The 25,640-nt window shown below is 68.8% G+C and carries 27 protein-coding genes; 11 read left to right on the plus strand and 16 right to left on the minus strand.

Annotated elements, in window-relative coordinates:
• Positions 1-57: 57 nt before the first annotated feature.
• The 5 genes from hemB to NVS89_RS18150 all read left to right on the plus strand — a co-directional run bounded on the left by hemB (position 58) and on the right by NVS89_RS18150 (position 5,140).
• A complete protein-coding gene (gene hemB, locus NVS89_RS18130; protein ID WP_258734162.1) occupies positions 58-1,119 on the plus strand; it encodes a porphobilinogen synthase in 1,062 nt (353 codons plus the stop codon).
• Between the two features lie 36 nt (positions 1,120-1,155).
• Positions 1,156-2,493: a branched-chain amino acid ABC transporter permease gene (locus tag NVS89_RS18135; RefSeq protein WP_258734163.1), complete on the plus strand. Its 1,338-nt coding sequence runs from the start codon at positions 1,156-1,158 to the stop codon at positions 2,491-2,493.
• A gap of 8 nt (positions 2,494-2,501) precedes the next feature.
• Positions 2,502-3,728: a threonine ammonia-lyase gene (locus NVS89_RS18140; protein ID WP_258734164.1), complete on the plus strand. Its 1,227-nt coding sequence runs from the start codon at positions 2,502-2,504 to the stop codon at positions 3,726-3,728.
• Positions 3,729-3,793: 65 nt separating this feature from the next.
• Positions 3,794-4,309 (plus strand): RDD family protein, encoded by a 516-nt coding sequence (locus NVS89_RS18145; protein WP_258734165.1) that lies wholly within the window; start codon positions 3,794-3,796, stop codon positions 4,307-4,309.
• Between the two features lie 84 nt (positions 4,310-4,393).
• On the plus strand, positions 4,394-5,140 hold the full coding sequence (locus tag NVS89_RS18150; RefSeq protein WP_258734166.1) for an arginyltransferase: 747 nt from the start codon (positions 4,394-4,396) through the stop codon (positions 5,138-5,140).
• A gap of 152 nt (positions 5,141-5,292) precedes the next feature.
• On the opposite strand, the gene parC is transcribed toward NVS89_RS18150, so the two are convergent.
• A complete protein-coding gene (gene parC, locus NVS89_RS18155) occupies positions 5,293-7,524 on the minus strand; it encodes a DNA topoisomerase IV subunit A (protein ID WP_258734167.1) in 2,232 nt (743 codons plus the stop codon).
• Between the two features lie 318 nt (positions 7,525-7,842).
• Here parC and NVS89_RS18160 point away from each other — a divergent pair, with 318 nt between their 5' ends.
• Positions 7,843-8,133: a hypothetical protein gene (locus NVS89_RS18160; protein WP_258734168.1), complete on the plus strand. Its 291-nt coding sequence runs from the start codon at positions 7,843-7,845 to the stop codon at positions 8,131-8,133.
• On the opposite strand, the gene recO is transcribed toward NVS89_RS18160, so the two are convergent.
• The 9 genes from recO to NVS89_RS18205 form a co-directional block, all read right to left on the minus strand.
• The gene (recO, locus tag NVS89_RS18165) at positions 8,127-8,873 is read right to left on the minus strand and encodes a DNA repair protein RecO (RefSeq protein WP_258734169.1); all 747 of its coding nucleotides are present in this window, start codon (positions 8,871-8,873) and stop codon (positions 8,127-8,129) included. The genes NVS89_RS18160 and recO overlap by 7 nt on opposite strands.
• A gap of 16 nt (positions 8,874-8,889) precedes the next feature.
• On the minus strand, positions 8,890-9,822 hold the full coding sequence (gene era, locus NVS89_RS18170) for a GTPase Era (RefSeq protein ID WP_258734170.1): 933 nt from the start codon (positions 9,820-9,822) through the stop codon (positions 8,890-8,892).
• On the minus strand, positions 9,819-10,538 hold the full coding sequence (gene rnc / locus NVS89_RS18175; RefSeq protein ID WP_374114599.1) for a ribonuclease III: 720 nt from the start codon (positions 10,536-10,538) through the stop codon (positions 9,819-9,821). Before rnc ends, era begins: the two co-directional genes overlap by 4 nt.
• A complete protein-coding gene (lepB, locus tag NVS89_RS18180; protein WP_258734172.1) occupies positions 10,535-11,290 on the minus strand; it encodes a signal peptidase I in 756 nt (251 codons plus the stop codon). Before lepB ends, rnc begins: the two co-directional genes overlap by 4 nt.
• Before the next feature lie 125 nt (positions 11,291-11,415).
• Positions 11,416-11,856, minus strand: coding sequence for a holo-ACP synthase (gene acpS, locus NVS89_RS18185; protein WP_258734173.1), 441 nt, complete (start codon positions 11,854-11,856; stop codon positions 11,416-11,418).
• 7 nt (positions 11,857-11,863) lie between these two features.
• Positions 11,864-12,634, minus strand: a complete 771-nt coding sequence (locus NVS89_RS18190) for a pyridoxine 5'-phosphate synthase (protein ID WP_258734174.1) — start codon at positions 12,632-12,634, stop codon at positions 11,864-11,866.
• A 5-nt stretch (positions 12,635-12,639) separates the two neighbouring features.
• On the minus strand, positions 12,640-13,233 hold the full coding sequence (pyrE, locus tag NVS89_RS18195; protein WP_258734175.1) for an orotate phosphoribosyltransferase: 594 nt from the start codon (positions 13,231-13,233) through the stop codon (positions 12,640-12,642).
• 74 nt (positions 13,234-13,307) lie between these two features.
• Positions 13,308-14,144 carry a transglutaminase-like domain-containing protein gene (locus tag NVS89_RS18200; protein WP_258734176.1) on the minus strand — a complete coding sequence of 279 codons (837 nt, stop codon included), beginning with the start codon at positions 14,142-14,144 and terminating at the stop codon, positions 13,308-13,310.
• A gap of 128 nt (positions 14,145-14,272) precedes the next feature.
• Entirely contained in the window at positions 14,273-16,480 is a 2,208-nt protein-coding gene (locus NVS89_RS18205; protein ID WP_258734177.1) for a RelA/SpoT family protein, read from the minus strand.
• Between the two features lie 200 nt (positions 16,481-16,680).
• On the opposite strand from NVS89_RS18205, the gene NVS89_RS18210 reads away from it, so the two are divergent.
• A complete protein-coding gene (locus NVS89_RS18210) occupies positions 16,681-16,824 on the plus strand; it encodes a hypothetical protein (RefSeq protein WP_258734178.1) in 144 nt (47 codons plus the stop codon).
• A 132-nt stretch (positions 16,825-16,956) separates the two neighbouring features.
• Here NVS89_RS18210 and rpoZ read toward each other — a convergent pair whose 3' ends face one another.
• Complete coding sequence (rpoZ, locus tag NVS89_RS18215) at positions 16,957-17,346, minus strand: DNA-directed RNA polymerase subunit omega (protein WP_258734179.1); 390 nt, start codon at positions 17,344-17,346, stop codon at positions 16,957-16,959.
• A gap of 258 nt (positions 17,347-17,604) precedes the next feature.
• Here rpoZ and NVS89_RS18220 point away from each other — a divergent pair, with 258 nt between their 5' ends.
• The gene (locus NVS89_RS18220) at positions 17,605-18,216 is read left to right on the plus strand and encodes a LabA-like NYN domain-containing protein (protein WP_258734180.1); all 612 of its coding nucleotides are present in this window, start codon (positions 17,605-17,607) and stop codon (positions 18,214-18,216) included.
• A 59-nt stretch (positions 18,217-18,275) separates the two neighbouring features.
• Positions 18,276-18,920 (plus strand): uracil-DNA glycosylase, encoded by a 645-nt coding sequence (locus NVS89_RS18225; RefSeq protein WP_258734274.1) that lies wholly within the window; start codon positions 18,276-18,278, stop codon positions 18,918-18,920.
• A gap of 12 nt (positions 18,921-18,932) precedes the next feature.
• Here the strand turns inward: NVS89_RS18225 and epmA are convergent, their stop codons facing one another.
• Positions 18,933-19,976 carry an EF-P lysine aminoacylase EpmA gene (epmA, locus tag NVS89_RS18230; protein WP_258734181.1) on the minus strand — a complete coding sequence of 348 codons (1,044 nt, stop codon included), beginning with the start codon at positions 19,974-19,976 and terminating at the stop codon, positions 18,933-18,935.
• Between the two features lie 136 nt (positions 19,977-20,112).
• Here epmA and efp point away from each other — a divergent pair, with 136 nt between their 5' ends.
• Positions 20,113-20,682, plus strand: a complete 570-nt coding sequence (gene efp, locus NVS89_RS18235; protein WP_258734182.1) for an elongation factor P — start codon at positions 20,113-20,115, stop codon at positions 20,680-20,682.
• A gap of 78 nt (positions 20,683-20,760) precedes the next feature.
• Here the strand turns inward: efp and NVS89_RS18240 are convergent, their stop codons facing one another.
• The 3 genes from NVS89_RS18240 to dapA are packed head-to-tail and all read right to left on the minus strand — an operon-like array spanning position 20,761 to position 22,758.
• Positions 20,761-21,327, minus strand: coding sequence for a peroxiredoxin (locus NVS89_RS18240; RefSeq protein ID WP_258734183.1), 567 nt, complete (start codon positions 21,325-21,327; stop codon positions 20,761-20,763).
• A 27-nt stretch (positions 21,328-21,354) separates the two neighbouring features.
• The gene (gene smpB / locus NVS89_RS18245; protein ID WP_258734184.1) at positions 21,355-21,828 is read right to left on the minus strand and encodes an SsrA-binding protein SmpB; all 474 of its coding nucleotides are present in this window, start codon (positions 21,826-21,828) and stop codon (positions 21,355-21,357) included.
• Positions 21,829-21,867: 39 nt separating this feature from the next.
• Positions 21,868-22,758 (minus strand): 4-hydroxy-tetrahydrodipicolinate synthase, encoded by an 891-nt coding sequence (gene dapA, locus NVS89_RS18250; protein WP_258734185.1) that lies wholly within the window; start codon positions 22,756-22,758, stop codon positions 21,868-21,870.
• Between the two features lie 365 nt (positions 22,759-23,123).
• On the opposite strand from dapA, the gene NVS89_RS18255 reads away from it, so the two are divergent.
• Positions 23,124-25,346 (plus strand): lytic transglycosylase domain-containing protein, encoded by a 2,223-nt coding sequence (locus tag NVS89_RS18255; protein WP_258734186.1) that lies wholly within the window; start codon positions 23,124-23,126, stop codon positions 25,344-25,346.
• A gap of 156 nt (positions 25,347-25,502) precedes the next feature.
• Here the strand turns inward: NVS89_RS18255 and NVS89_RS18260 are convergent, their stop codons facing one another.
• Positions 25,503-25,637 (minus strand): hypothetical protein, encoded by a 135-nt coding sequence (locus tag NVS89_RS18260; protein ID WP_258734187.1) that lies wholly within the window; start codon positions 25,635-25,637, stop codon positions 25,503-25,505.
• Positions 25,638-25,640: the final 3 nt, after the last annotated feature.

Below are 25,640 nucleotides of genomic sequence, written 5' to 3' on the forward strand. Positions count from 1 at the left end.
TGTTCGAAACAGCATCGTTCGATGCGGTGAGCGGCCCTTCCGCCCTGTGAGCTTGCCATGACCATTCCCTTCGCCCGTCCGCGTCCCGTCCAGCCCGAGCCGTCGATCCGGCCCGACGCATCCTCGAAGCTCGACCTCGTGCAGCGGCCGCGGCGCAACCGGAAATCGGAGTGGGCGCGCCAGCTGATGCGCGAGAACACGCTCACCGCCGCGGACCTGATCTGGCCGATCTTCGTCATGGACGGCACCGACGCGCGCGTGCCCGTCAGCTCCATGCCCGGCGTCGAGCGCCTCACCGTCGACCAGTCGGTGCGCGAGGCCGAGCGTGCCGCGAGCCTCGGCATCCCGGCGATCGCGCTGTTCCCCTTCACCGACCCCGCCCTGCGCTCGGCCGACGGTGCCGAGGCGCTGAATGGCGAAAACCTCGTCTGCCGCACGCTGCGCGCCATCAAGGACGCGGTGCCGCATATCGGCCTCATCACCGACGTCGCGCTCGACCCCTATACCAGCCACGGCCATGACGGGCTGCTGGACGCCGACGGGCGCATCCTCAACGACGAGACCGTCGCTGTCCTCGTCGAGCAGGCGCTGGTGCAGGCGGAGGCGGGCGCCGACGTCATCGCCCCGTCCGACATGATGGACGGGCGCGTGGGCGCCATCCGCCGCGCGCTCGACGCCGCCGGCTTTCTCGACGCGCAGATCCTCGCCTACAGCGCTAAATACGCCTCGGCCTTCTACGGCCCGTTCCGCGACGCGGTCGGCTCCTCGGGCTGCCTGACCGGCGACAAGCGCACCTACCAGATGGACCCCGCCAACGGGACCGAGGCGCTGCGCGAGGCCGCGCTCGACATCGAGGAAGGCGCGGACATGCTGATGGTGAAGCCCGGCATGCCCTATCTCGACATCCTCTGGCGCCTGAAGGAGAGCTTCGGCCTGCCGACCTTCGCCTATCAGGTGTCGGGCGAGTACGCGATGATCGAGGCGGCCGCCGCCAATGGCTGGCTCGACGGCGAGAAGGCGATGATGGAGAGCCTGATGGCCTTCAAGCGCGCCGGCGCCGACGGCATCCTCACCTATTTCGCGCCGCGCGTGGCCGAGAAGCTCGCCCGTGAGGGCTGATCGATCACGGTGCCGCGGGCACGGGTGACTGGCATTGTGGGCCGCATCGTCCGCATCGTCCTGAGCATTCTCTCCATCCTGCTCGCCGTCCCGCTGCTCGCCGCCTGCGGCTCGGTGGTCGATTCCGACCAGGCGCGCATCTGCCGTGCCATCCCCGAAGCGCTGCACGAGGAAGGCGCCGACATCGCCGAGGTCTCGCTGTCGCCGGTGCCGGGCGTGCCTGCGGCGCTGCGGCTCGCCTACCGGCTGCGCGTGGGCGACGTCACGCTGCCGCGCTGGATCATCTGCCGCTTCGCCGCCCAGACCGGCGTCGGCCGGTTCAACCTCGTCGATGTCGAGACCGACCGCGGCACGCTCAGCGGCGTCAAGCTGCTGATCCTGAAGCGCTGGTGGCTCGACGATGTCCGCGTCGAGCCGGGCATCGCGCCGCTGTTCCATCTCGGGTCGCGTGCCGCCTACTGGCTGCAGCAGACGCTGAACGGCATGGTGCTGGCCGGCGTCTACGGGCTGATCGCCACCGGCTTCGCGCTGATCTACGGCCTCGCCGGACGGGTGAACCTTGCCTTCGGCGAGATCGCGGTGGCCGGCGGCGTCAACACGCTGGTCGTGGTGGGCGTGGTCTCGCTGCTCGGCCGGCTGAACGCCCCGGCCCTCACCTTCGCGCTGTTCGCGGGCGTCGGCGCGGCGGCGCTGCTGAGCTGGGTCGCCGGGCGCCTCGTCGTCATGCCGCTGGCGACCCGCTCGCGCGCGCCGCAGACGGCGCTGATCGGCACGCTGGCGCTCGCCATCGTGCTGACCGAGCTGCTGCGCCTCACCTCCGGCAGCCGCGTCAACTGGCTGCCGGCGCTTCTCAACCGGCCGCTCTACCTCGCCGGTGCCGACCATTTCGTCGCCACCGTCACCCCGGCCCAGCTTCTCGCCGCCGGCCTGTCGCTGTCGGGCGCCTCAATGCTGCTCGCCCTGATGATGTTCTCGCGCTTCGGCCGCGCCTGGCGCGCCCATGCCGAGGACCCGCTGATGGCGGCCATGCTGGGGGTGCCGATCCCGACGCTGCGCTCGCTCACCTTCATCATCGCCGGCGCCTCGGCGGGGCTCGCGGGGGCGGTGGTGGTGATCGCCTATGGTACCGTGCAGGCGGGCGACGGGCTTTCCCTGACGCTCAAGGCCTTGATTTCGGCGATTATTGGCGGCATTGGCTCGGTGCCGGGCGCCTTCCTCGGCGCCGCCCTCGTCGCCGGCGTCGAAATCGTGTGGTCTTCGGCCTTCGATATCGCCTATCGCGACGTAGTGACCTATTCCCTCCTGGTGGCATTCCTCGTGCTGCGGCCAGGCGGCCTCCTCAATCGTTCGGCGCCCTCGCCCCGAGAATTCTGAGCATTTCGATGACCCTGCCCGTGTCCCCAGCCGATGTTGCCGCCGCCCGCGAGGTTCTCGCCGGCGCCGTGCTGCGCACGCCCACCCTGCCGGCGCCGCGCCTTTCGGCGATTACGGGCGCGCATGTGTTCGTGAAATACGAGAACCTGCAGGTCACCGCGAGCTTCAAGGAGCGCGGCGCGCTGGTGAAGCTCGCCAGCCTCTCGCCGGAGGAGCGCGCCTCGGGCGTCGTCGCCATGTCGGCCGGCAACCATGCCCAGGCGGTGGCCTACCACGCCGCCCGGCTCGGTATCCGCGCCACCATCGTGATGCCCAAGCACACCCCGCTGGTGAAGGTGATCGCCACCGAGGCGCATGGCGCGCGCGTGGTGCTGCACGGCGAGTCCGTCGGCGACGCCAGCGAGGAGGCCGACCGCATCGCCCACGAGGAGGGCCTGGTCTGGGTCCACCCCTATGACGATGCCCGCGTCATCGCCGGCCAGGGCTCGGTCGCGGCGGAGATGCTGGAGGACATACCCGGCCTCGACGCGCTGCTGGTGCCGGTCGGCGGCGGCGGGCTGATCTCCGGCATGGCGGTCGCCGCCCGCGCCATGCGCCCCGACATCGAGATCGTCGGCGTCGAGACCACGCTCTACCCCTCCATGTGGAACGCGCTGCACCAGCAGAACCGCCCCTGCGAGGGGGCAACGCTGGCCGAGGGCATCGCCGTCAAGCAGGCCGGCGCGCTGACCCGCGAGATCGTCTCGGCGCTGGTCTCCGACGTGGTGCTGGTCGACGAGCCGACCTTCGAGCGCGCGGTGAACCTGTTCCTCACCCAGCAGAAGACGCTGGCCGAGGGTGCCGGCGCCGCGGGGCTCGCCGAGCTGCTGGCCCAGCCCGACCGCTATCGCGGCCGCAATGTCGGCCTTGTGGTCTCGGGCGGCAATATCGACCCGCGCATCGTCGCCTCGATCATGATGCGCGAGCTGGAGCGCGAGGAGCGCATCGTCAGCTTCCGCTTCTCGATGATGGACCGGCCGGGCGAGCTCGGCATCATCTCCACCCTGCTCGGCCAGCTCGGCGCCAACATCCTCGAGGTGGAGCACAAGCGGCACTTCCTCGACGTGCACGCCAAGGGCGCCCGGCTCGACGTGACGGTCGAGACCCGCGACCGCGCCCATGCTGACGAGGTGCACCGGGTCCTGCTCGCCGAGGGCATGAACGTCGCGCGGGTGGACTGGCGCACCGCCGGCTGACGCAGCGGCCGCCCCTTGTCCCGGGGCGCCCGGCCCCCAATCTGATGGGAATGGAGGAGCGGCGCATGTCCGAGACCTATTACGGGGACCAGAGGCCCTACGCCTACGACCCCTATGCCGAGCCGGAATATTTCGAGGGCGTGCTGTGGCGGCGCGTCATCGCCTTCCTCATCGACGCGGTGATTATCATCGCGCCGATCGTCGTCGCCGCGATCCTGATCTTCGTGTTCGGCTTCATCACGCTGGGGCTCGGCTGGTACCTGTACGGCCTGCTCAGCCCGGCCTATGTGATCTGGGCGCTGGCCTATACGGGGCTGACGCTCGGCGGCGCGCAGTCCTCCACCATCGGCATGCGCACCATGGGCATCGAGATGCGGCTGTGGCACGGCGCGCCGATGTACCCACTGCTGGCGGTGCTCAGCATCGTGCTGTTCTGGGTCTCGGTGAGCGTGCTGACGCCGCTGGTGGTGATCGTCGGCCTGTTCAACGCCCGCAGGCGCCTGCTGCACGATTTCGTGCTCGGCACGGTGGTGACCAACACCGAGGAACGCGCCGCGTCTCTGCGTCATTACCGCAGGTAAGAAATTTCCGTCGGGGCCGATTGCGGGATTTGACGCCGGCGTCGGCTCTGGCAATCTCTAAGTCCCGCTGACCGCGAAGCACCTGTGACCGAACACCCGCGCGATACACCGCAGTTCTATCTGACGGCGCCCTCCCCCTGCCCGTATCTCCCGGGCCGCGAGGAACGCAAGGTGTTCACCCATCTGGTCGGCGAGCGGGCGACTCAGCTCAACGACGTGCTCACCCATGGCGGCTTCCGCCGCAGCCAGTCGATCGCCTACCGGCCGGCCTGCGAGCACTGCCGCGCCTGCGTGTCGGTGCGGGTCTGCGTCGACGGCTTCCGCGAGACGCGCAGCTTCCGCCGGGTGCGGCAGGCCAATGCCGACCTCATCGGCGACATGCGCGCCGCCGTGCCGACCGCCGAGCAGTACTCGCTGTTCCGCGCCTATCTCGACAGCCGCCACAGCGACGGCGGGATGGCCGACATGACCGTGCTCGACTACGCGATGATGGTCGAGGACAGCCATGTGCACACGCGCCTGATCGAATATCGCCGCCGCGGGCCGGACACCGCCATTCACGGGCGCGGCCAGGGCAGCCTCTACGCCGTGGCGCTGACCGACGTGCTCGCGGACGGGCTGTCCATGGTCTACTCGTTCTACGAGCCGGACGAGCCCTCGCGCTCCATCGGCACCTACATGATCCTCGACCACGTGGCGAAGGCGCGCCAGCTCGGCCTGCCCTATGTCTATCTCGGCTACTGGGTCGATGGCTCGGAGAAGATGGACTACAAGCGCCGCTTCCTGCCGCAGGAGCGGCTTATGCCCGGCGGCTGGGAACGGGTGGATTAGCCCACCCACGCGCCCGGGCGAGGCTGGAAAAAACTCGCCTCAGGCTGTGAGACCGCATCGCCGAGGCAAATCTGCGCTGACCCAGATCGAGCCCGGCGCGCGCCCACCGGATCATCACCAGTCCCGCTGACGCCCAGCTTGCCGAGACGCCGCTAGAACCTGTTGTTCCGCGGGAAGCCCTTCGGCGGCAGGCGGCCGGCGGCGGCGCGGTCGCCCTTCCACTCGGTGAGATCGGTCACGGTCCAGGTGCGCCCGGACGTGTCGGTCCAGGTCAGGCCGTCGGCGAGGGCGAACACCTTCACGTCGCTCAGCCGGCCGTCCTTGTAGCGCTGCAGCCGCACGCCGCGCCCGCGCGCCATTTCCGGCACCTGCGAGAGCGGGAACACCAGCAGCTTGCGGTTCTCGCCGATCACCGCGACCGTGTCGCCGGCGGCGATCACCACCTTGGCGGCGTCCTGCCCGTCGACGCCGAGCACCTGCTTGCCCTTGCGGGTGTTGGCGAGGCAGTCGTCCTCCGCCACCACGAAGCCGCGCCCTTCCTTCGCCACCACCAGCAGCTTGCGCCCGCCCTGATAGGGCAGCACGTCGACGATGTCGGCCTCCTGCTCCAGCTCGATCGACAGGCGCAGCGGCTCGCCATGGCCGCGCCCGCCCGGCAGCTTGGAGGCGTCGAGCGTGTAGAAGCGGCCATTGGTAGCGAACACCAGCAGCTTGGAGGTGGTCTCGGCGAAGAAGGACAGGCGCAGCTTGTCGTCGCCCTTGAAGACGAGCGAGGAAAGGTCGGCGACGTGCCCCTTCAGCGCGCGCACCCAGCCCTTGTCCGAGACCACGACGGTGATCGGCTCGCGCTCCACCATCGCCTCAATCACGGCGCTTGCGTCATGCGTGCTCGCCTCGCCGAAGCCGGTGCGGCGCCGGCCGAGCTCGGTGTCGGGGGCGAACATCTTGCGGGTCTGGCCGAGCTCCCAGGCCACCGTCTTCCACTGCCGCGCCTCGGAGGCGAGCAGCTTCTCGATCCCGTCCTTCTCCTCGGTGAGCTTGTCGTGCTCCTTGCGGATCTCGAATTCCTCGAGCCGGCGCAGGCTGCGCAGGCGCATATTGAGGATCGCCTCGGCCTGCACGTCGGTCAGCTCGAACCGGGCCATCAGCGCGGGCTTGGGCTCGTCCTCCTCGCGGATGATGCGGATCACCTCGTCGAGGTTCAGATAGGCGATCAGGTAGCCGCCGAGCACCTCGAGCCGGTGCTCGATCTGCGCCAGACGGTGGCGCGAGCGGCGCAGCAGCACCTCGCGGCGGTGGTCGACCCACTCGCGCAGCGCCTCGCCGAGGCTGACCACCTTGGGCACCTGCCCGCCGACCAGCACGTTCATGTTGAGCGGGAAGCGGACCTCCAGCTCGGTGAGCCGGAACAGGCTCTCCATCAGCAGCTCGGCGTCGACGTTGCGCGCGCGCGGCTCCAGCACCACGCGCACGTCCTCGGCGGATTCGTCGCGCACGTCGGCGAGCAGCGGCAGCTTCTTCTCGTTCAGCAGGTCGGCGATCTTCTCGATCAGCCGCGACTTGGCGACGCCGTAGGGGATCTGCGTCACCACCACGACATACGTGCCGCGGCCGGTCTCCTCCTTCTCCCAGCGCGCCCGCAGGCGGAAGCCACCGCGGCCGGTCGCGTAGGCGTCGGCAATGGAGGACGGCGATTCGATGATAATGCCGCCGGTCGGGAAGTCCGGGCCGCGCACGAATTTCAGCAGGTCGTCGGTGGTCGCCTGCGGGTTCTCGATCAGGTGCAGGCTGGCGTCGATCAGCTCGGCCGCGTTGTGCGGCGGGATCGAGGTCGCCATGCCCACCGCGATGCCGGTCGAGCCGTTGGCGAGCAGGTTCGGGAACGCCCCGGGCATGACGACCGGCTCTTCGGTCGTGCCGTCGTAATTGGGGCGGAAGTCGACCGCGTCCTCGTCGATGCCGTCGAGGATGAGGCGCGCCACCTCGGTCAGCCGCGCCTCGGTGTAGCGCTCGGCGGCGGCGTTGTCGCCGTCGATATTGCCGAAATTGCCCTGCCCGTCGACCAGCGGATAGCGCTGCGCGAAGTCTTGCGCGAGGCGCACCATGGCATCGTAGATCGCCATGTTGCCGTGCGGGTGGAACGAGCCCATCACGTCGCCGACGATCTTCGCGCTCTTGCGGAAGCCGCCGCCGGGATCGAGGCGCAGCAGGCGCATGCCGTAGAGGATGCGCCGGTGCACGGGCTTCAGCCCGTCGCGCGCGTCGGGCAGCGCGCGGTGCATGATGGTCGAGAGCGCATAGGCGAGGTAGCGCTCCTCGAGCGCCGCCTTCAGCCCGATCGGCTCGATCGTGCCGTCATCGGTCGGAATCGGTCCTTCTCCCATGGCTTCTGGCTACAGGGAAGGATGGCCGGGAACAAGTAGCGAACGCGCATGGCAGCGGCGCAATCACCGCAATTTCGCGGCGGCCCGGATGCGACGAATTGAAACAACCCGATACCGCAACCATCCTGCGCTACCCAAATACCGCAATTCTGAGGACGACAGCACATTTATGACGTTTTCACAGCAGCTTGCGGGTGAATGCAGCCTGAGATGGCAAGCGGCCGACGTGGTGAACAAACGGTATATATTTAATTCGAATTTGGAAGTAATTTCGTCACAAAAGAACGGGGTACCGTCCCCGAGCCAAGGGAGGCCGCCATGAAATTGACGCTCGCCATCGTCGCGGCGTTCGTGATGCTGCATGTCGCAGGATCCGATCGCGCCGACGCCCAGGCCTATCCACGCTCGCCATCCGCCGCCCTCGAACATGGCGGCAGCCAGAGGGGCTGGCAGAATATCTGCCGCGAGCGGGAGATCACGCGCCGGGTCGGCAGCAACCGGCTGATCACCTTCCGCGCCGCCTCCTGCAGCCCGGTGTGGATCGGCCAGCTCTATTTCAGCAACGGCCGGTACTACACCGACCCGACCTTCCTCAACCCGCTCTACTGACTGCCGGCCGGCATCCCGCCCGCCCGCTTCAGCACGCCGAGGAGCGCCGCGCGCGAGTCGGGAAGCGCCTGGCCGCGCGGCTCGAAGATCCGCCGCGCGAGGAAATGGCCGGTGAGCGCGAAGGCGGCGTCGACGTCGCCGGCGGAGGGCGGCTCGGCCACCTCGCCGACCAGGAAATAGGGCAGGTCCAGCAATTGCTGGCGCCATGGCTCGCCCGCCTCCCGGCTCACCGCCCGGCCCGAGCGGGGGGAGACATAGAGCAGGTCGTTGCGCCCGCCGGTCGCCGCGCAGCGTGTCAGGTCGAGCCCGAAGCCGAGCTCGGCGAGCATCATCAGCTCGAACCGCGCCACCAGCATACCAGTAAGGCGCACCTCGCCGAGATGCTCGGTCATGGTCTCTACCAGCCCGTGCAGGTCGCCATGCGGATCGCGCTCGGGCAGCAGGCGCAGCAGCGCCGAGACGTGGGCGAGCGCGAAGGCCGAATGCGCCTGCGCCATCAGTTCGCCGGCGCGCGCGGCGGTCAGTTCGAGCGCGAAGCTGCCCAGATGCTCGTCGAGCCGAGCCCGCCACACCGCCCGAACGCTGTTTCCCGGCTGGAGCGTCGCCGCCTGCCGGCGCGAGCCCCCGCCCCGGACGATGCCGAGATGGCGGCCATGCGCCCGGGTCAGCAGCTCGACGATGGCGTTGGCCTCGCCGTGGCGGCGCACGCCGATGATGACGCCCTCGTCGGTCCATTCCATCGGGCGGGCGCCCCGCTCATTCGGGTGGCGGGAAGTCGAGCCCCATCTCGCGATAGCGCTCGGGATCGTCGGCCCAGTTCTCGCGCACCTTCACGAACAGGAACAGGTGCACCGGCGCCTCGACGATGTCGGCGAGTTCGGCGCGGGCGGCGGTCGAGATCGCCTTGATGGTCTCCCCGCCCTTGCCGAGCACAATCTTCCGCTGGCTCTCGCGCTCGACGAAGATGGTCTGCTCGATCCGCACCGAGCCGTCCTTTCGCTCCTGCCAGCTCTCGGTTTCCACCGTCGAGCGGTAGGGCAGTTCCTGGTGGAGCCGGTGGAACAGCTTCTCGCGGGTGATTTCGGCGGCGAGCATGCGCATCGGCGCGTCCGAGATCTGGTCCTCGGGATAGAGCCAGGGGCCAAGCGGCAGCATGCCGGCGAGCCAGTCGCGCAGCTCCGCGAGCCCGTCGCCGGTCAGCGCCGAGACCATGAACAGCCGGTCGAAGCTCACCCGGTCGGCGATCGCGGCGGCGAGCTCCAGAAGGTTCTCGCGCTTCACCAGGTCGACCTTGTTGAGCAGGATCGCCCGCGGGCGGCGCACGTCGGCGAGCCCGCGGATGATCGCCTCGACATCCTCGGTGAGGCCGACGCGGGCGTCGATCAGCAGCACCACGGCGTCGGCATCGCCCGCCCCGCTCCAGGCGGAGCGCACCATCGCCTTCTCCAGCCGTCGCTTGGGCGCGAAGATGCCGGGCGTGTCCACCAGCACGATCTGCGTCACGCCCTCGATGGCGATGCCGCGCACCAGGCTTCGCGTCGTCTGCACCTTGTGCGAGACGATCGAGACCTTGGTCCCGACCAGCGCATTGGTCAGCGTCGACTTGCCGGCATTGGGCGCGCCGATGAGGGCGACGAAGCCGCAGCGCGTGGTTTCCGGCGTGTCGTTCGTTTCCGGCATTTCGCTCATGACGTCACCCGCTCAAGAAATGCCGCAGCCGCGACTTTCTGCGCGCCCTGCTTGGAGGAACCGACGGCCTCGACCGGCTCGTGGCCGGGCAGCTCGACGGCGATGGTGAATTGCGGATTATGGTCGGGACCCGAGCGCTCGACCAGCCGGTAGGTCGGCGGCGGCAGGCCCCGCGCCTGCGCCCATTCCTGCAGCGCGGTCTTGGGATCGCGGCCCGAGCCGCCCGGCGCCGCCAGCCGCGGCCGCCAGAAGCGCTCCACCATCGCCTCGGCCGCGCCGAATCCGGCGTCGAGATAGACCGCCGCCAGCACCGATTCGGCGATGTCGGCGAGAATGGCGCTGCGCTCGCGCCCGCCCGAGCGGTCCTCGCCGGCGCCGAGCCGGATATGCGCCGCCACGCCCATCGCGCGGGCGACCTCGGCGCAGGCCTCCTCGCAGACGAGATCGGCGAGGCGCCGCGACAGCTCGCCTTCCTCCGCGTGGGGGAAGGCCCGGTAGAGCATGTCGGAGACGACCAGGCCGAGCACGTGGTCGCCGAGGAATTCGAGGCGCTGATAGGAGCGCACCCGCGCCCGCGAGCCCTGCACCCCGGTGACCGATGAGATGTGCGTCAGGGCGAGGACGAGATGCGCGCGCTGGGTGAAACGGTGCCCGAGCGCCTCTTCCAGCGCGTCGAGACCGGCATCACGATCGGCGCGGCCGGTGCCGCGCGTCATCGCACGAAGGAGAACAGGCGGTCCCAGCGGACCGTCCAGGGCCACTTCCAGAACTCCCAGGCGGGCTCGCCCTCTTCCACCGAGAAGAAGATCATCTGGGCGCGGCCGACGAGGTTCTCGTAGGGAACGTAGCCGACCTGGCTCAGCACGCGGCTGTCCGTGGAGTTGTCGCGGTTGTCGCCCATCATGAAGTAGTGCCCGGGCGGCACCTTGTAGACCGGTGTGTTGTCATAGAAGCCGTTGTCGACGAGATCGAGCGTGTAGTAGCTCACGCCGTTCGGCAGCGTCTCGCGCCAGCGCTTCACGCGCTCGACCCGGCCATTGCCCTCGTCGTCCATCCAGTAGCCGGCATCCTCGCGCTTCACGGGCGTGCCGTTGATGTGCAGCACGCCGTCGATCATCTGGATCTCGTCGCCCGGCAGGCCGATCACGCGCTTGATGTAGTCGGTCGACTCGTCGCGCGGCAGCTTGAAGACGACCACGTCGCCCCGGTTCGGCGACGAGCCGAGGACGCGCCCGTCGAACAGCGGCGGCGAGAACGGGAATGAGAAGCGGCTGTAGCCGTAGCTGAACTTGGAGACGAACAGATAGTCGCCGACCAGCAGCGTCTCCTTCATCGAGCCGGACGGAATGTTGAACGGCTGGAACAGGAAGGTGCGGATGACGATGGCGATGAGGAACGCCTGAAGGATCACCTTGACGGTCTCGCCGAGGCCGCCTTCCTTCTTCTTGGGTTCGGTGGTCGAGGTCATATCGCCTTCCGTTGCGCTCCCTGGGCGCGATGTGCGCCGCCCGGCGGGGGCGTGCCGGCTCCTATAAACGCTCCCCGGTCCTGCGGCAACGCACGCCGGTCACGTTCCTTGGAGGTAACCGAGCGTCAACCGTTGTCGGCCTTGGATTTGCCGCTGTCGGGTCCCGCGCTTGCGGGCTCGGCGCTGATGATGACGAAAGCCTGCGCCAGCGGCCCATCATCGGTGATGGTCAGATCGATCCGCGCCTCGAAGCCGGGCGGCGTCAGCGCGTCGAGCCGCCGGCGCGCACCGCCGGTGAGCTGCATGGTCGGCCGGCCGGACGGCAGGTTCACGACGCCCATGTCGCGCCAGAACACGCCCTGCGAGAGGCCGGTGCCGAGCGCCTTGGCGCAGGCCTCCTTGGCCGCGAAGCGCTTGGCGTAGCTCTCCGCGCGCCGGCGCCGCCGGTCGGACTTGGCCCGCTCGACGGGCGTGAAGACGCGATCGAGGAAACGCTCGCCATGGCGCTCCAGCACCTCGGCGAGGCGCCGTGCATCCGTGATGTCCGAGCCGATGCCGATGATCATCGCCGCCTCACGCCGCCTTCGCGCCCTGCGCCCGCCCGCGCGCCATGGCCGTACGCATCAGCCGGATGGCGGATTCGAGCCCGTCGAAGATCGCCTCGCCGATCAGGAAATGGCCGATATTGAGCTCGCGGATCTCATGCAGGCCGGAGATGCGCTCTGCGGTTGCGAAATCGAGCCCGTGGCCGGCATGCACCTCGAGCCCGAGCGCCGTCGCCTGCCGCGCGCCCTCGGCCAGCCGGGCGAACTCGGCTTCGGCCGCCTCGCCCTCACCGGCCGCGATGAATTCGCACCACGCGCCAGTGTGCAGCTCGATCACCGCCGCGCCGATATCGGCCGAGCGAGCAATCTGGTCGGGGTCGGGTGCGATGAACAGCGAGACGCGGATGCCCGCCTTGCCCAGCGCCTCGACCTTATGGGCGAGGTCGATGCCGCCGCCGATGACGTCGAGCCCGCCCTCGGTGGTGCGCTCCTCGCGCCGCTCGGGCACCAGGCAGCAGGCGTGCGGTTTGAGGCCGAGCGCCAGCGCGACCATCTCGTCGGTCGCCGCCATCTCGAAATTCAACGGAATCTGAAGCACTTCGCGCAGGCGCTTCATGTCGTCGTCACGGATATGCCGGCGATCCTCGCGCAGATGCGCGGTGATGCCGTCCGCGCCCGAGGCGGCGGCGAGCTGGGCCGCGCGCACCGGGTCCGGGAGCGCACCGCCGCGCGCATTGCGCACGGTCGCCACGTGGTCGACGTTCACGCCGAGGCGAAGCGGAGGGACGATCGCGGTCATGGCGCTCAGGCCTTCGCGCCCTGGATGCCACGGCTGCCGGGCTTGATCGGCGGCAGCGCCGCGAGCTCGGGCGGCAGTGCGTCGGCCGGATAGGCCGGGATGTCGAGCTGGGCCAGCGAGATCAGCTTCACGCCGAGATCGGCCCGCCCGCCGGAACGGTCGATCAGACAGGCGGCGCCCACGACGTGGCTGGTGTGCTCGGCGAGCGCGGCGAGGCATTCGCGCGAGGAAAGACCGGTGGTCACGATGTCCTCGACCATCAGAACGCGGGCATCGGCGGGAATGGTGAAGCCGCGCCGGAGCTGGAACGCGCCGTTCTCACGCTCGACGAAGATCGCCTTGGCGCCGAGGTGGCGCGCGGTCTCGTAGCCGGGGACGATGCCGCCGACGGCCGGCGAGACCACATAGTCGATCTTGCCGAAGGCGGCCTCGGCCTTCGCCGCCAGCGCGCGGCAGAGGCGTTCGGTGCGGACCGGGTCCTGGAACACGAACACCTTCTGCAGGAAGACCGGGCTGCGCAGGCCCGAGGTCAGGATGAAATGGCCCTCGAGCAGTGCGCCCGCCTCGCGGAATTCGGCCAGTACCTCGTCCTGTGTCATGTCGGTGCCTGCTGAGCGGTTGTGGATCGGCGTCGTGATAGCCGATCCCGCCCGCGCCGTCACCGCCGTTCCGTTCACGCCACGGCGCGCTGCTCCTCGACCTCGTCGGTCCAGACCTCGAAGCCGGCCAGCGTATGGGCGCCGAAGGTGTTGACGATCGGCACGTCGGCGGCGTCGCGCCCGCGCGCCATCACGATGCGCCCGATGCGCGGCTTGTTGTGGCGCGCGTCGAAGCTGTACCAGCGCCCGTCGATATAGGCCTCGAACCAGGCGCTGAAATCCATCGGCGCGGGATCGGCCGGCACGCCGATGTCGCCGAGATAGCCGGTGCAGTAGCGCGCGGGAATGTTCATGGCGCGGCAGAACGTTATGGCGAGATGCGCGAAGTCGCGGCACACGCCGCGCCCCTCGCGCAGCGCGCCCATCGCCGAGCGGGTGCAGTCGGCGTGGCCGTAGCCGAAGGTGATGTGCCCGTGAACGAAATCGCAGATCGCCTGCACCCTCTCCCACCCTTCCGGCACGCCGGCGAAGCGGCTCCACGCCTCGGCGCCGATGAGATCGGTCTCGCAGTAGCGGCTGCCGACGAGGAAGCCCATCACGTCCTCCGGCAGGTCGCCGGTCGGCATCTGGCCGGCCGACGGCACCACCGGATCGGGCCGGCCGCTGTCGCGGATCAGCCCGTCAAGCTCCAGCAGGCAGCGGCCGGCAGGCAGCACCGCGCGGCGGCGGACATTGCCGAACAGGTCGAGCGTGCGCGTGCTCGGCACGATGTTGCGGTTCGCGTCGCGGATCGCGAATGGCGATGAGACGATGACGTCCACGGCCCGCGAGGGATGCACATCGACGGCGAAGCTGGCGGCTGTGGGCTGGGCGCAGTCCAGCGCGAGGCGAAAACCATAGCGAATCCGCATCGCGGATCACCTCCGGAAGACGGGATGAATGGACGTTCCGAACCTGCCCGTCGATGGGCGGGCAGATCGCCGGCCGGTGTCGACCGGCCCGCTCCCGACAACGCGAGGCCGCCCTCGCGGTTCCGCTGTCAGCCGTTGACGCGCTCGACGCTCGACACCACCTCGCGCGCCCTGAGGTCGGCGACGATGCCGTTGAGGTGGCGCAGGTCGTAGACGCCGATGTCGATCACCATCTGGGTGAAGTCGGCCGAGCGCGAGGACATGCGCAGATTGTCGATGTTGCCGCCGCGCTCGCCGATGACCTGCGCGATCTGGGCCAGCGATCCCGGCTCGTTGGTCGCCACCACCACGATCTGCACCGGGAAGCGCTGCGCGTCGTTCTCGTCGACGTCCCAGCGAACGTCGAGCCAGCGCTCGGGCTCCTCCTCGAAGTCCTGCAGCGCGGGCGACTGGATCGGGTAGATCGTGATCCCCTCGCCCGGCGTGAGGATGCCGACGATGCGATCGCCCGGCACCGCCCCGCCATTGGGCGCGAAGCGGACCGGGAGCCCCCGGTTGATGCCGCGAATGGGGATCGCGGTCTCCGGGTCCGGATTCGATTCGATGCCCGGAATCTTGAACTTCAGGCTCTGGCCCTGCTCGAGCTCGAACCAGCCCTCGCCCTTCAGCGCCGCCTTCTCCTCCGGCCGCGGGCCGGTCCATTCCGGATGAAGCGCCTTGACCACGTCGTCCGGGCGGATCTCGCCGCGCCCGACGGCGGCGTAGACGTCCTCCAGCGAGGAGCGCGCGAGCCGGCCGACCGCGCCGGTCAGCTTCTCCTCCGAGAACGCCTTGCCCGCGCGGGCGACGGCGCGCTCGACGATCTTCTTGCCGAGGCCGGCATATTGCGCGCGCACGGCGGCGCGGGTGGCGCGGCGGATGGCGGCGCGGGCCTTGCCGGTGACGACGATCGATTCCCACGCCGCCGGCGGGGTCTGGCCCTCGGCGGTGATGACCTCGACCTCGTCGCCGTTCTGCAGCTCCGAGACCAGCGGCGACACCTTGCCGTTCACCTTGGCGCCCACCGCCCGGTCGCCGACGCCGGTATGGACCGCATAGGCAAAGTCGATCGGCGTGGCGCGGCGGGGCAGGATGATGAGCCGCCCCTTCGGCGTGAAGCAGAACACCTGGTCGTGGAACAGCTCGAGCTTGGTGTGCTCGAGGAACTCCTCGGGGCTGGAGCCTTCCGCCAGCAGCTCGATGGTGCGGCGCAGCCAGGCATAGGCGCTCGAATCGCGCGCCAGCACGTCCTCGGTCGGGGCGCCCATGTCCTTGTAGATCGCGTGCGCGGCGATGCCGTATTCGGCGACCTCGTGCATCATGCGGGTGCGGATCTGCAGCTCGACCCGCTGACGGCCGGGCCCGACCACGGTGGTGTGGATCGAGCGATAGTCGTTCTGCTTCGGGGTCGAGATGTAGTCCTTGAAGCGGCCGGGAACGAGCGGCCACTTGGTGTGCACGACGCCGAGCGCGGCGTAGCATTCCTCGACCGTGTCGACGAGGATGCGGAAGCCGTAGATGTCGGAGAGCTGCTCGAAGGCGACCGACTTCTGCTCCATCTTGCGCCAGATGGAATAGGGCCGCTTCTCCCGCCCCTTCACCATCGCGGAGACGCCCTTCTGGGCCACGGCCTCGGACAGCTCGCGCTCAATCGCCGCGACCAGCTCGCCATTGCTCTCCTTCAGCGTCTGCAGGCGGGAGCGGATCGATTCATAGGCTTCCGGCGAGAGCTGGCGGAACGACAGGTCCTCCAGCTCCTCGCGCATGTCGTGCATGCCCATGCGCCCGGCGAGCGGCGCGTAGATGTCCAGCGTCTCCTGGGCGACGCGGTTGCGCTTCTCCTCCGGCACCCATTTCAGGGTGCGCATGTTGTGGAGCCGGTCGGCCAGCTTGACCAGCAGCACGCGCACGTCGTCGGCGATGGCGAGCAGCAGCTTGCGCAGGTTTTCCGCCTGCTTGGCCTGCTTGGAGACCAGGTCGAGCTTCTTGATCTTGGTCAGCCCCTCGACCAGCGCGCCGATCTGCGGCCCGAAGATGCCGTCGATCTCGTCGCGCGTGGTGTCGGTGTCCTCGATCGTGTCGTGAAGCAGCGCCGCGACGATGGTCGCGTCGTCGAGCTTCAGATCGGTGAGGATGGCGGCGACTTCGAGCGGGTGCGAGAAATAGGGGTCGCCCGAGGCGCGCTTCTGCGTGCCATGCGCACGCATGGCATAGACATAGGCGCGATCGAGCAGCGCCTCGTCGGTATTCGCATTATACCGGCGCACGCGCTCGACGAGCTCGTACTGCCGCATCATGACAGGCTAACCCGTTGGACTGGACTCGTCCTCCAGGACGATCTTGCGTCACTATTGCCATGGGTCCGGCGGAAGGCAAGAGCGGAGGATCGCGCCGAAATACAACGCGAGAGGTACCTCTTTCTGTGTAGGCACTCATAGGTTGCAATCGGTAACGAAATGTCCTCTTAATGGTGCCGCTCGCACAGAGGGCTCCATCGATGAACTGGTTCGGCTACATCATTGCGTATCTGATTGGTGGCGTGTCCGGCTGTTTGACCGTGGGTCTGTTCTGCGGTGCCTCCAAGATAGAGCTGATGAACGAGCTGGAACGCCTTCGGGCCCGTCAGGAACCGGCGGAATAGACGCGCGAGATCCGACCCTTTCCAGCAGAACGAAAAACGCCGCCCGCCACGCGGTCCCGGACTTGTCGGGAGGTGTGGCAAGCGGCGTTGATTTTCGTGTCGACTGAGAAAAGAAATCCCCTTCTTCGGGGCTCAGCCTTCCTCGTCGTCGCTCGGCTCGGGCGGCACGAGGCCCTGGAGGCCGGCGAGCAGCTCTTCCTCGGTCATGCGGTCGAGCATGATGTCCGAATCGTCCACGCCTTCCTGATTGCCGGACGCGATCATCGGAACGGTCTCGGGCTCGGGCTCGTCCACCTCGGTGAACTTCTGCAGCGAGTGAATCAGCTCCTCGCGCAGGTCCTCCGGGGAGACGGTCTGCTCGGCGATCTCGCGCAGGGCGACGACCGGATTCTTGTCGTTGTCGCGATCGACGGTGATCGGCGAGCCGGACGCGATCGTGCGGGCGCGGTGCCCCGCAAGCAGAACGAGCTCGAAACGATTGTCGACCTTGTCGATGCAATCCTCGACGGTGACGCGAGCCATGCCTCGGCACTCCTGTCGGTGTATCTGGAGAAGAGTGTGCATTTAAACCAATGCCGATCGGCATGCAAGCCGGCGAAAACCCTATCCTGATACCCTGCGACAACGCCCTTGTGGAATTGTGGCGGCGTGTTCTCGGGCCGGCCTCACCGGCGCCATAAATCGGCTATGTCTAGATGAGGGGCGTGGATTGCTTCGCCGCGGGCGGCGGGGAATTCTGGATTGTCTGGGAGTTGCGTATTGCCCACTTCGGCTCACGGCATGGAAAAGATCGCTCTTTTCATCGACGGCGCTAATCTTTATTCCGCGACCAAGTCGCTCGGATTCGACATTGACTACAAGCGCCTGCTCAAGGAGTTCCAGTCGCGCGGATATGTTCTCCGCGCCTTTTATTATACGACTCTCGTCGAGGACACCGAATATTCCTCCATTCGGCCGCTGCTCGACTGGCTCGACTACAACGGCTACTCCGTCGTTACCAAGCCGGCGCGTGAGTTTACCGACAATCTTGGCCGGCGCCGCATCCGCGGCAACATGGATATCGAGCTCGCCGTGAACGCGATGGAGCTCGCCCCCCATGTCGACCACATCGTGATCTTCTCCGGCGACGGCGATTTCCGCTCGCTGGTCGAGGCGATCCAGCGCCGCGGCGTGCGGGTGAGCGTGGTCTCCAGCGTCCACACCCAGCCGCCGATGATCGCCGACGAGCTGCGCCGGCAGGCGGACGTGTTCATCGATCTGGTCGATCTTCAGGGCCGCGTCGGCCGCGACCCGGCCGAGCGCTCGAACCGGCTGCAGGAGACGCCGCGCTTCCTCGAGCGCCGTGCCGCGCCCTCGGGCAGCGCCGACGATGACGACGAGGGCGACTCCTGACCCGCGCCACGGCGACCCGGCCCGCGGCGACGGGCGCCGCCCTCCATGCCACGGCGCCCCTGCCGGCCGAGGCCGAGCCGGCACGCGACTGCCCGCTCTGCCCGCGCCTCGTCGCCTTCCGCGAGCAGTGGCGCGCGGCCGAGCCCGGCTGGCACAACGCCCCGGTGCCCTCCTTCGGGCCGCTCAACGGCCGGCTGCTGATCGTCGGGCTGGCGCCGGGCCTGCGCGGAGCCAACCGCACCGGCCGCCCCTTCACCGGCGACTATGCGGGCGAACTGCTCTACGACACGCTGATCCGCTACGGCTTCGCCACCGGGCGCTTCGAGGCGCGGCCGGACGACACGCTGCGCCTCGTCGATTCGCGCCTCACCAATGCGGTGCGCTGCGTACCGCCCGAGAACAAGCCGACCACGCAGGAGATGCGCACCTGCCGCCCCTTCCTCGCCGCCACCATCGGGCTTCTGCCGCGGCTGAGCGCCATCGTCGCGCTCGGCAAGATCGCTCATGACCAGGTGCTCGCGGCCCATGGCGAGCGGCTGAGCCACCACAAGTTCGCCCATGGCGCCGTGCACCGGATCGGCGATCTGGTGCTTTTCGACAGCTATCACTGCTCGCGCTACAACACGAACACTGGCGTGCTGACGCCCGAGATGTTCCGCGACGTCTTCGCCAAGGTGCGCGCGCATATCGACGCGCTGGTCTGAATGCGCGTCAGCTCACGGCGCGACGGGTGCCCACAGCACGTCCTCGATCCGCCGCGCGCCGGCGGCGAGCATCACCAGCCGGTCCAGCCCCAGCGCGATCCCCGACGCTTCAGGCATGACGGCAAGCGCGGAGAGGAAGTCCTCGTCGATCGGGTAGCGCTCGCCATAGAGGCGCTCCTTCTCGTCCATCCAGCCGACGAAGCGCCGGCGCTGCTCGTCCGCATCCGTCAGCTCGCCGAAGGCATTGGCGAGTTCGACGCCGCACGCATAAAGCTCGAACCGCTCGGCGACACGCGGATCGCCGGGCTTGGGGCGCGCCAGCGCCGCCTCCGAGATCGGGTATTCGCACAGGATCGTCGCCCGCCCCAGCCCAAGATGCCGCTCGACCTTCTCCACCATCACCCGGGTGAAGACGTCGGCCCATGTGTCGTCCTCCGCGACCCGGATGCCGGCGGAGCGCGCCGCCTGCCAAAGCTCATCGCGCGCGTTGGCCTCTGTCCCCACGCTCGCCATCAGGTCGATGCCGGCATAGCGGGTGAAGGCGTCCGCCACCGTCAGCCGCCCGGGCGGCAGGTAAGGGTCGCAGCTCATCCCGCCATAGTGGAATGCGCGTGCCCCGGTCGCCGCCGCCGCCGCGCGCAGCAGTTCGGCGCAGTCCTCCATCAGCACGTCATAGGTCTCGCCGGCCCGGTACCATTCGAGCATGGTGAACTCGGGATGGTGGAGCGCGGTGCGCTCGCCATTGCGGAACACACGCGCCAGCGTGAACAGCCGCTCCTCGCCGGCGGCGAGCAGCTTCTTGGCGGTGAACTCGGGCGAGGTGTGCAGATAACGCGGCGCACGGGTGCCGTCGGCCGCCTCCAGCTCGGTCGCGAACGCCTTGAGATGGATCTCGTTGCCGGGCGAGACCTGAAGGATCGGCGTTTCCACCTCGATGAAGCCGCGTTCCGTGAAGAAGGCGCGCACCGCTAAGGTCACACGCTGGCGCGCGATCAGGAACGGGCGCCGGTCCGCATGGATGGCGGGCGACCACCAGGGAGAGGCTGGAACGGACATCGGCAGGCTCCGGCAGGGCAAGGACCGCGCGGCAGCGGCGGGGTTGGCGGATGACGGACGCGCTTGTATAGGAGGCGCCCAGAAGAATCCCGGATATGCCGCATATGGCGGCGTACCCAACAGTCAGAGGACCGAAATGGTCAAGGTCATCGCCAGCACGCTGCGCAAGGGCAACGTGGTCGACATCGACGGCAGGCTCTACGTCGTGCTCACCGCCGACAACATCCATCCCGGCAAGGGCACGCCGGTGACGCAGCTCGACATGCGCCGCATCTCGGACGGCACCAAGATCTCCGAGCGCTACCGCACCACGGAGCAGGTCGAGCGCGCCCATGTCGAGGACCGCCCCTACACCTTCCTCTATTCGGACGGCGAGGGCTTCCATTTCATGAACCCGGACAATTACGACCAGGTCGCGGTTCAGCCCGACGTGGTGGGCGACCAGGCCGCCTATCTGCAGGAAGGCATGCAGGTCATGCTCTCGGTCCACGAAGGCAACGCCATCGCCATCGAGCTGCCCCAGCGCGTGGTGCTCGAGGTGGTCGAGACCGAGCCGGCGATGAAGGGCCAGACCGCCTCCTCCTCCTACAAGCCGGCCGTGCTCTCCAACGGCGTGAAGTCCGCCGTACCCCCGCACATCAGCACCGGCACCCGCATCGTGGTGATGACCGCCGACGGCTCCTATGTCGAGCGCGCCAAGGACTGAACGGACTTCGGTTCCTGACGATTAAGTGCCGCGGATCAATGGTCTGCGGCCTTTTTCTTTTGTAGAGCGTGAGAGACCTCAACGCGGATTGGCGCGCAGCCAGGCCAGCACGTCCGCCGCGTTCCGGTCCGGCGGAAACACCGGATAGAACACGTGCGTGATCGTCGCCTCGTCGGCGATCAGAGCCATCCGCTTCAGCAGCACCATGCCGTCGACCTCGAAGGTCGGCAGGCCGAGCGCCCGCTGGAAGGCCAGCGCCTCGTCGGACAGGATCGGAAACGGCAGGTGCAGGCGCTCCGCCAGCTCGCGCTGGTAGGCGCTGTCCTGCGTCGACAGGCCGAACACCGCGTCGGCGCCGGCCGCGCGCAGCTCGGCGAAATGGTCGCGGAAGCCGCACGAATGCGGGGTGCAGCCGCGCGCACCGGGAATGGCGTTCCAGCCCTCCGGCAGGGCGACGCCGGGCGTTCCGCTGCGCGGATAGATGTAGATCACCGTGCGGCCGGAGAGGCGGGACGGATTGACCCGGCGCCCGTCGGTCGCGGCGAGCTCGACATCCGGCAGGGCGAGGCCCTTCAGATGGCGGGCCGCCCCGTCGTCGGCCGGCACCGGCAGGTCCTCGGGCAGGCCCTCATAGCTCATCGACATGACGACCTCCCGATGCGCTCGCCGCGCTCAGCCCCGGTCGCGGAGCAGGCGCTGCTTGTCGCGCGCCCAGTCCTTTTCCTTCAACGCCTCGCGCTTGTCGTGCGCCTTGCGCCCGCGCGCCACGGCGATCTCGACCTTGGCCCGCCCCTGCTCGTTGAAATAGATGCGCAGCGGCACCACGGTCATGCCCTCGCGCTCGACCGCCTGCCAGAGGCGGGCGATCTGGCGCTTGTGCAGCAGCAGCTTGCGCGGGCGGCGCGGCTCATGGTTGAAGCGGTTGGCCTGCAGGTATTCCGGGATGAACGAATTGTAGAGGATCGCCTCCCCGGTCTTGGCCGAGACATAGCTCTCCGCCACCGTCGCCTTGCCGCCGCGCAGGCTCTTCACCTCCGTGCCGCTCAGCGCGATGCCGGCCTCGAATGTCTCGCCAATGTCGTAGTCGAACCGCGCCCGCCGGTTGTCGGCGACAACCTTGCGGGGCAGCTGTTTCTTGTCGGCCATGCTCCAGCTCCGAGCCGGAGCCTGCGCCCCGGCCTTGCGTCAGTTGATCAGCCCGGCATGCCTCATGGCCGCCTGGACGATCTCCTTGGTCTTCGCGCTCACCGGCACCATGGGGAGCCGGGCTTCGTCGGCGATCTTGCCGAGAAGGTTGAGCGCATATTTGGTGGGGCTCGGATTGGTTTCAACGAACAGCGCCTGGAACAGCGGGAACAGCCGGTCCTGAAGCTCCAGCGCGCCCTTGTAGTCGCCGGCGATGCAGGCGTTGATGAGCTGCGCGCAGAGCTTCGGCGCCACGTTCGAGGCCACCGAGATGCAGCCGTCGCCGCCATGCGACATGAAGGCGAGCGCGGTCCCGTCCTCGCCGGAGAGCTGGTTGAAGCCCGGCCCCATGGCCTGGCGCTGCTGGCTCACCCGCGCGAGATTGGCGGTCGCGTCCTTCACCCCGGCGATGTTCGGCAGCTCGTAGAGCCGTGCCATCGTCTCCACCGACATGTCGATCACCGACCGGCCGGGGATGTTGTAGATGAAGATCGGGATGCCGATCGCGTCGTTGATGGCCTTGTAGTGCTGGTACAGCCCTTCCTGGCCCGGCTTGTTGTAGTAGGGCGTGACGACCAGCACCGCGTCGGCGCCGGCCTTCTCCGCATGGCGGGCGAGGTCGATCGCTTCCACCGTGTTGTTCGAGCCCGCGCCGGCGATGACCGGCACGCGGCCGGCGGCCTGCGCCACCGTCCACTCGACCACGCGCTTGTGCTCGTCATGGGAGACGGTCGGGCTCTCGCCGGTGGTGCCCACCGGCACCAGGCCGTGGATGCCCTCCTCGATCTGCCAGTCGACCAGCTCGCGGAAGGCTTTCTCGTCGAGCGCGCCGTCGCGGAACGGCGTCACGAGCGCCGTAAAGGATCCACGGAAGGGCAGAGTGTGCGTCATGGCGCGCTCCTGGAATTTTCTCGTCTTGTCGCCAACCAGCGATCGGGTTGCTGCGAAGGGGGCATGAGATATCGCGTCGGCGCGCGGGAAGACAAGGAGATTGTTGCCGCAACGCCGCCGAATGCGCCGCCTGCCCCCATTTTGCCGGGTTGCCGGAGCATAAGCGACAAAATGCCCGGCCTCGTTAAGGCCGCGCGGCGATGTGGTTAGCAATTCGTCAATAAGATCGCGAGACAACTGAGCGTGACGCGGCCGGAGACTGGCCGCACCGGGGGAAGCGGCGCCGGAAGATGCGCGCCCCGCACAGCGCAGCCGTATCGACATCATCCGAACGTCCGTTTCAGCGTCGGGGGAGTGGGTAGTCCATGAGCGAATTCAGCAGCGGCCAGCCGACAGGCTCCCGGCCCCCGCGACCCGTGACCGTGCGCCCCGTAACGGTGCGCCGGCTCGTGGCGTTGCCGCTCATGGCGATCCTGCTCGCCTCCACTGCGCACACCTTCTCCGCCTACGCAGCGAGCGCAGTTCCCCGCCCGGTGCCCAAGCCCACGGCGCACCAGCCCACGCCGCGTCCGGCCGCGACCCGCACCGCCGCCGTCGAGGTTCCCACCCCGCCGAGCCGGCCGGCCGCGCTTGAGGCGGCGGAGGCCGAGGCCGACGGCGATGCCGCCCTCCCCGCGCCCAAGCTCTCCGGCGCGGTGGGTGATCTGCAGCAGGCGGTCTCGCTGGTCGAGAACGGCCAGACGGGCGACGCGCTCGACATGGCCGACCGGATGCGCGATCCCGGCTCGCAGGCGCTGGTGCGCTGGCTCGCCCTGCGCGTCACGCCGCGCGATGTCGGCTTCGACCGTGCCGCGGCGATCCTCAACGCGCACCCCACCCTGCCGACCCCGATCGTGCTGCGCCGGCGGATGGAGTACCTGCTCTATGCCGAGAACAAGGATCCGCGCACGATCCTGACCTTCTTCGCCGAGCAGCGCCCCTATTCCGGCGAAGGCAAGATCGCCCTCGCCCGCGCCCTGTTCGCCGCCGGCGACCGGGCCGCCGGCACCGCGTGGCTGCGCGACGCCTGGCGCGAAGACCCACTTTCCTCCGACATCGAATCGACGGTGATGGTCGAGTTCGGCGGCGTGCTCACGCGCGCCGACCACAAGTACCGCGCCGACAAGCAGCTCTACGCCGAGGATGCCGACCGCGGCATGCGCGCCGCCAAGCGGGCGGGCGACGACGTGGTGGCGCTGGCCAAGGCGCGTATTGCGCTGTTCTCGCGTGGTGGCGACCCGGCGAAGCTGCTCGCCGCCGTGCCGTCCTCGATGCGCTCGGACCCGGCCTATATCTACACCGCCGCCAAGATCCAGCGCCGCGCCGGCAATGACGAGGCGGCCGCCCGGCTGCTCTCCTCGGCGCCGAAGGACCCGAACCTGCTGGTCGACACCGACGAGTGGTGGATCGAGCGCCGGCTGGTCTCGCGCGAGCTGCTCGATGCGGGCGACCCGCGCACCGCCTATCGCGTGGCGAGCGACACGGTGGCGCCGGAGAACGAGCACAAGCGCGCCGACGCGCAGTTCACCGCCGGCTGGATCGCCCTGCGCTTCCTGAAGGACCCGCGCACCGCGCTCCAGCACTTCAGCCGGGTCGGCGAGAACCAGAGCCATCCCGCGACCGTCGCCCGCGGCTATTACTGGCAGGGCCGTGCGCTGGAAGCGATGGGCTCGACCGCCAAGGCCCGCGCCGAATACGAGGCGGCGGCCGGCTACGACACCGCCTATTACGGCCAGCTCGCCCGGGCCCGGCTCGGTATCCCGAACGTGCAGGTGCACGCCGCGCCGCCAGCCAACGTCATCCAGCGCGCCGCGTTCAACGCCGACGAGGGCGTGATGATCTTCCGGCTGCTGCAGAAGCTCGACCGGTCGAACCTCGCCGTCACCCTCGCCTACGACCTCGCCGAGCGCCTGCCCGATGCCGGCCAGCTCGGCATGCTCGCCAATCTCGCCAAGGCCGACGGCGATGCCCGCATCATGACGACGATCGGCAAGGTCTCGCTCGGCCGCGGCTTCGCGCTCGAAGCCGAGGCGTACCCGACCATGGGCATTCCGAAGTACCAGCCGATCGCCCCCGAGGTCGACCGCGCGCTGGTCTATGCGGTGGCCCGCCAGGAGAGCATGTTCAACGCCACGGTCCGCTCGCATGCGGGCGCGACCGGGCTGATGCAGGTGATGCCGGCCACCGGGCGCACCATCGCGCGGCGCAACGGGGTCAAGTTCAATCCGTCGCAGCTCAACAACCCGACGGTCAACGTGCAGTTCGGCGCGGCCGAGCTGCGCAGCCTGCTCGACAGCTACCAGAACAACTACGTGCTCACCTTCGCAGGGTACAATGCCGGCCGTGGCAACGTCGCCAAATGGATCGCCGCCTATGGCGACCCGCGCGACCCCGATGTCGACCCGATCGACTGGGTCGAGCGCATCCCCTATTCCGAGACGCGCAACTATGTGCAGCGCGTGATGGAGAATGCGCAGGTCTACAAGGCGCTGTTCGGCTCGCGCGGCAAGTTGCAGATCGAGGCCGACCTGCGCGGCACCCGGCTCTGAGCCTCCCGCCGGCCGCGACACGGCCGGCGGCTTCCAGATCGGCTCGTCAGTGGCCGGCGCTGCGGCGGCTTAGATTGCGGCGCAGCCAGCAGCCGCCGGCACAGCCGATCAGATAGGCAATCCCCATCAGGATCGAGACGTCGATCGCAAAGCCGGTCATGGCGTCTTCTCCGCCGGTTCGGCGGGCCGTTTTGGCGGACGCGGCGCGCAGCCCGCATACCAGCCGGTGACCAGGCCGATGGCCAGCGCCCCGCCGAGATAGGGCCACATCTCCAGTGTCAGGAACCACATAGG

The organism is Ancylobacter mangrovi (assembly GCF_024752355.1).
GTDB lineage: Bacteria > Pseudomonadota > Alphaproteobacteria > Rhizobiales > Xanthobacteraceae > Ancylobacter > Ancylobacter mangrovi.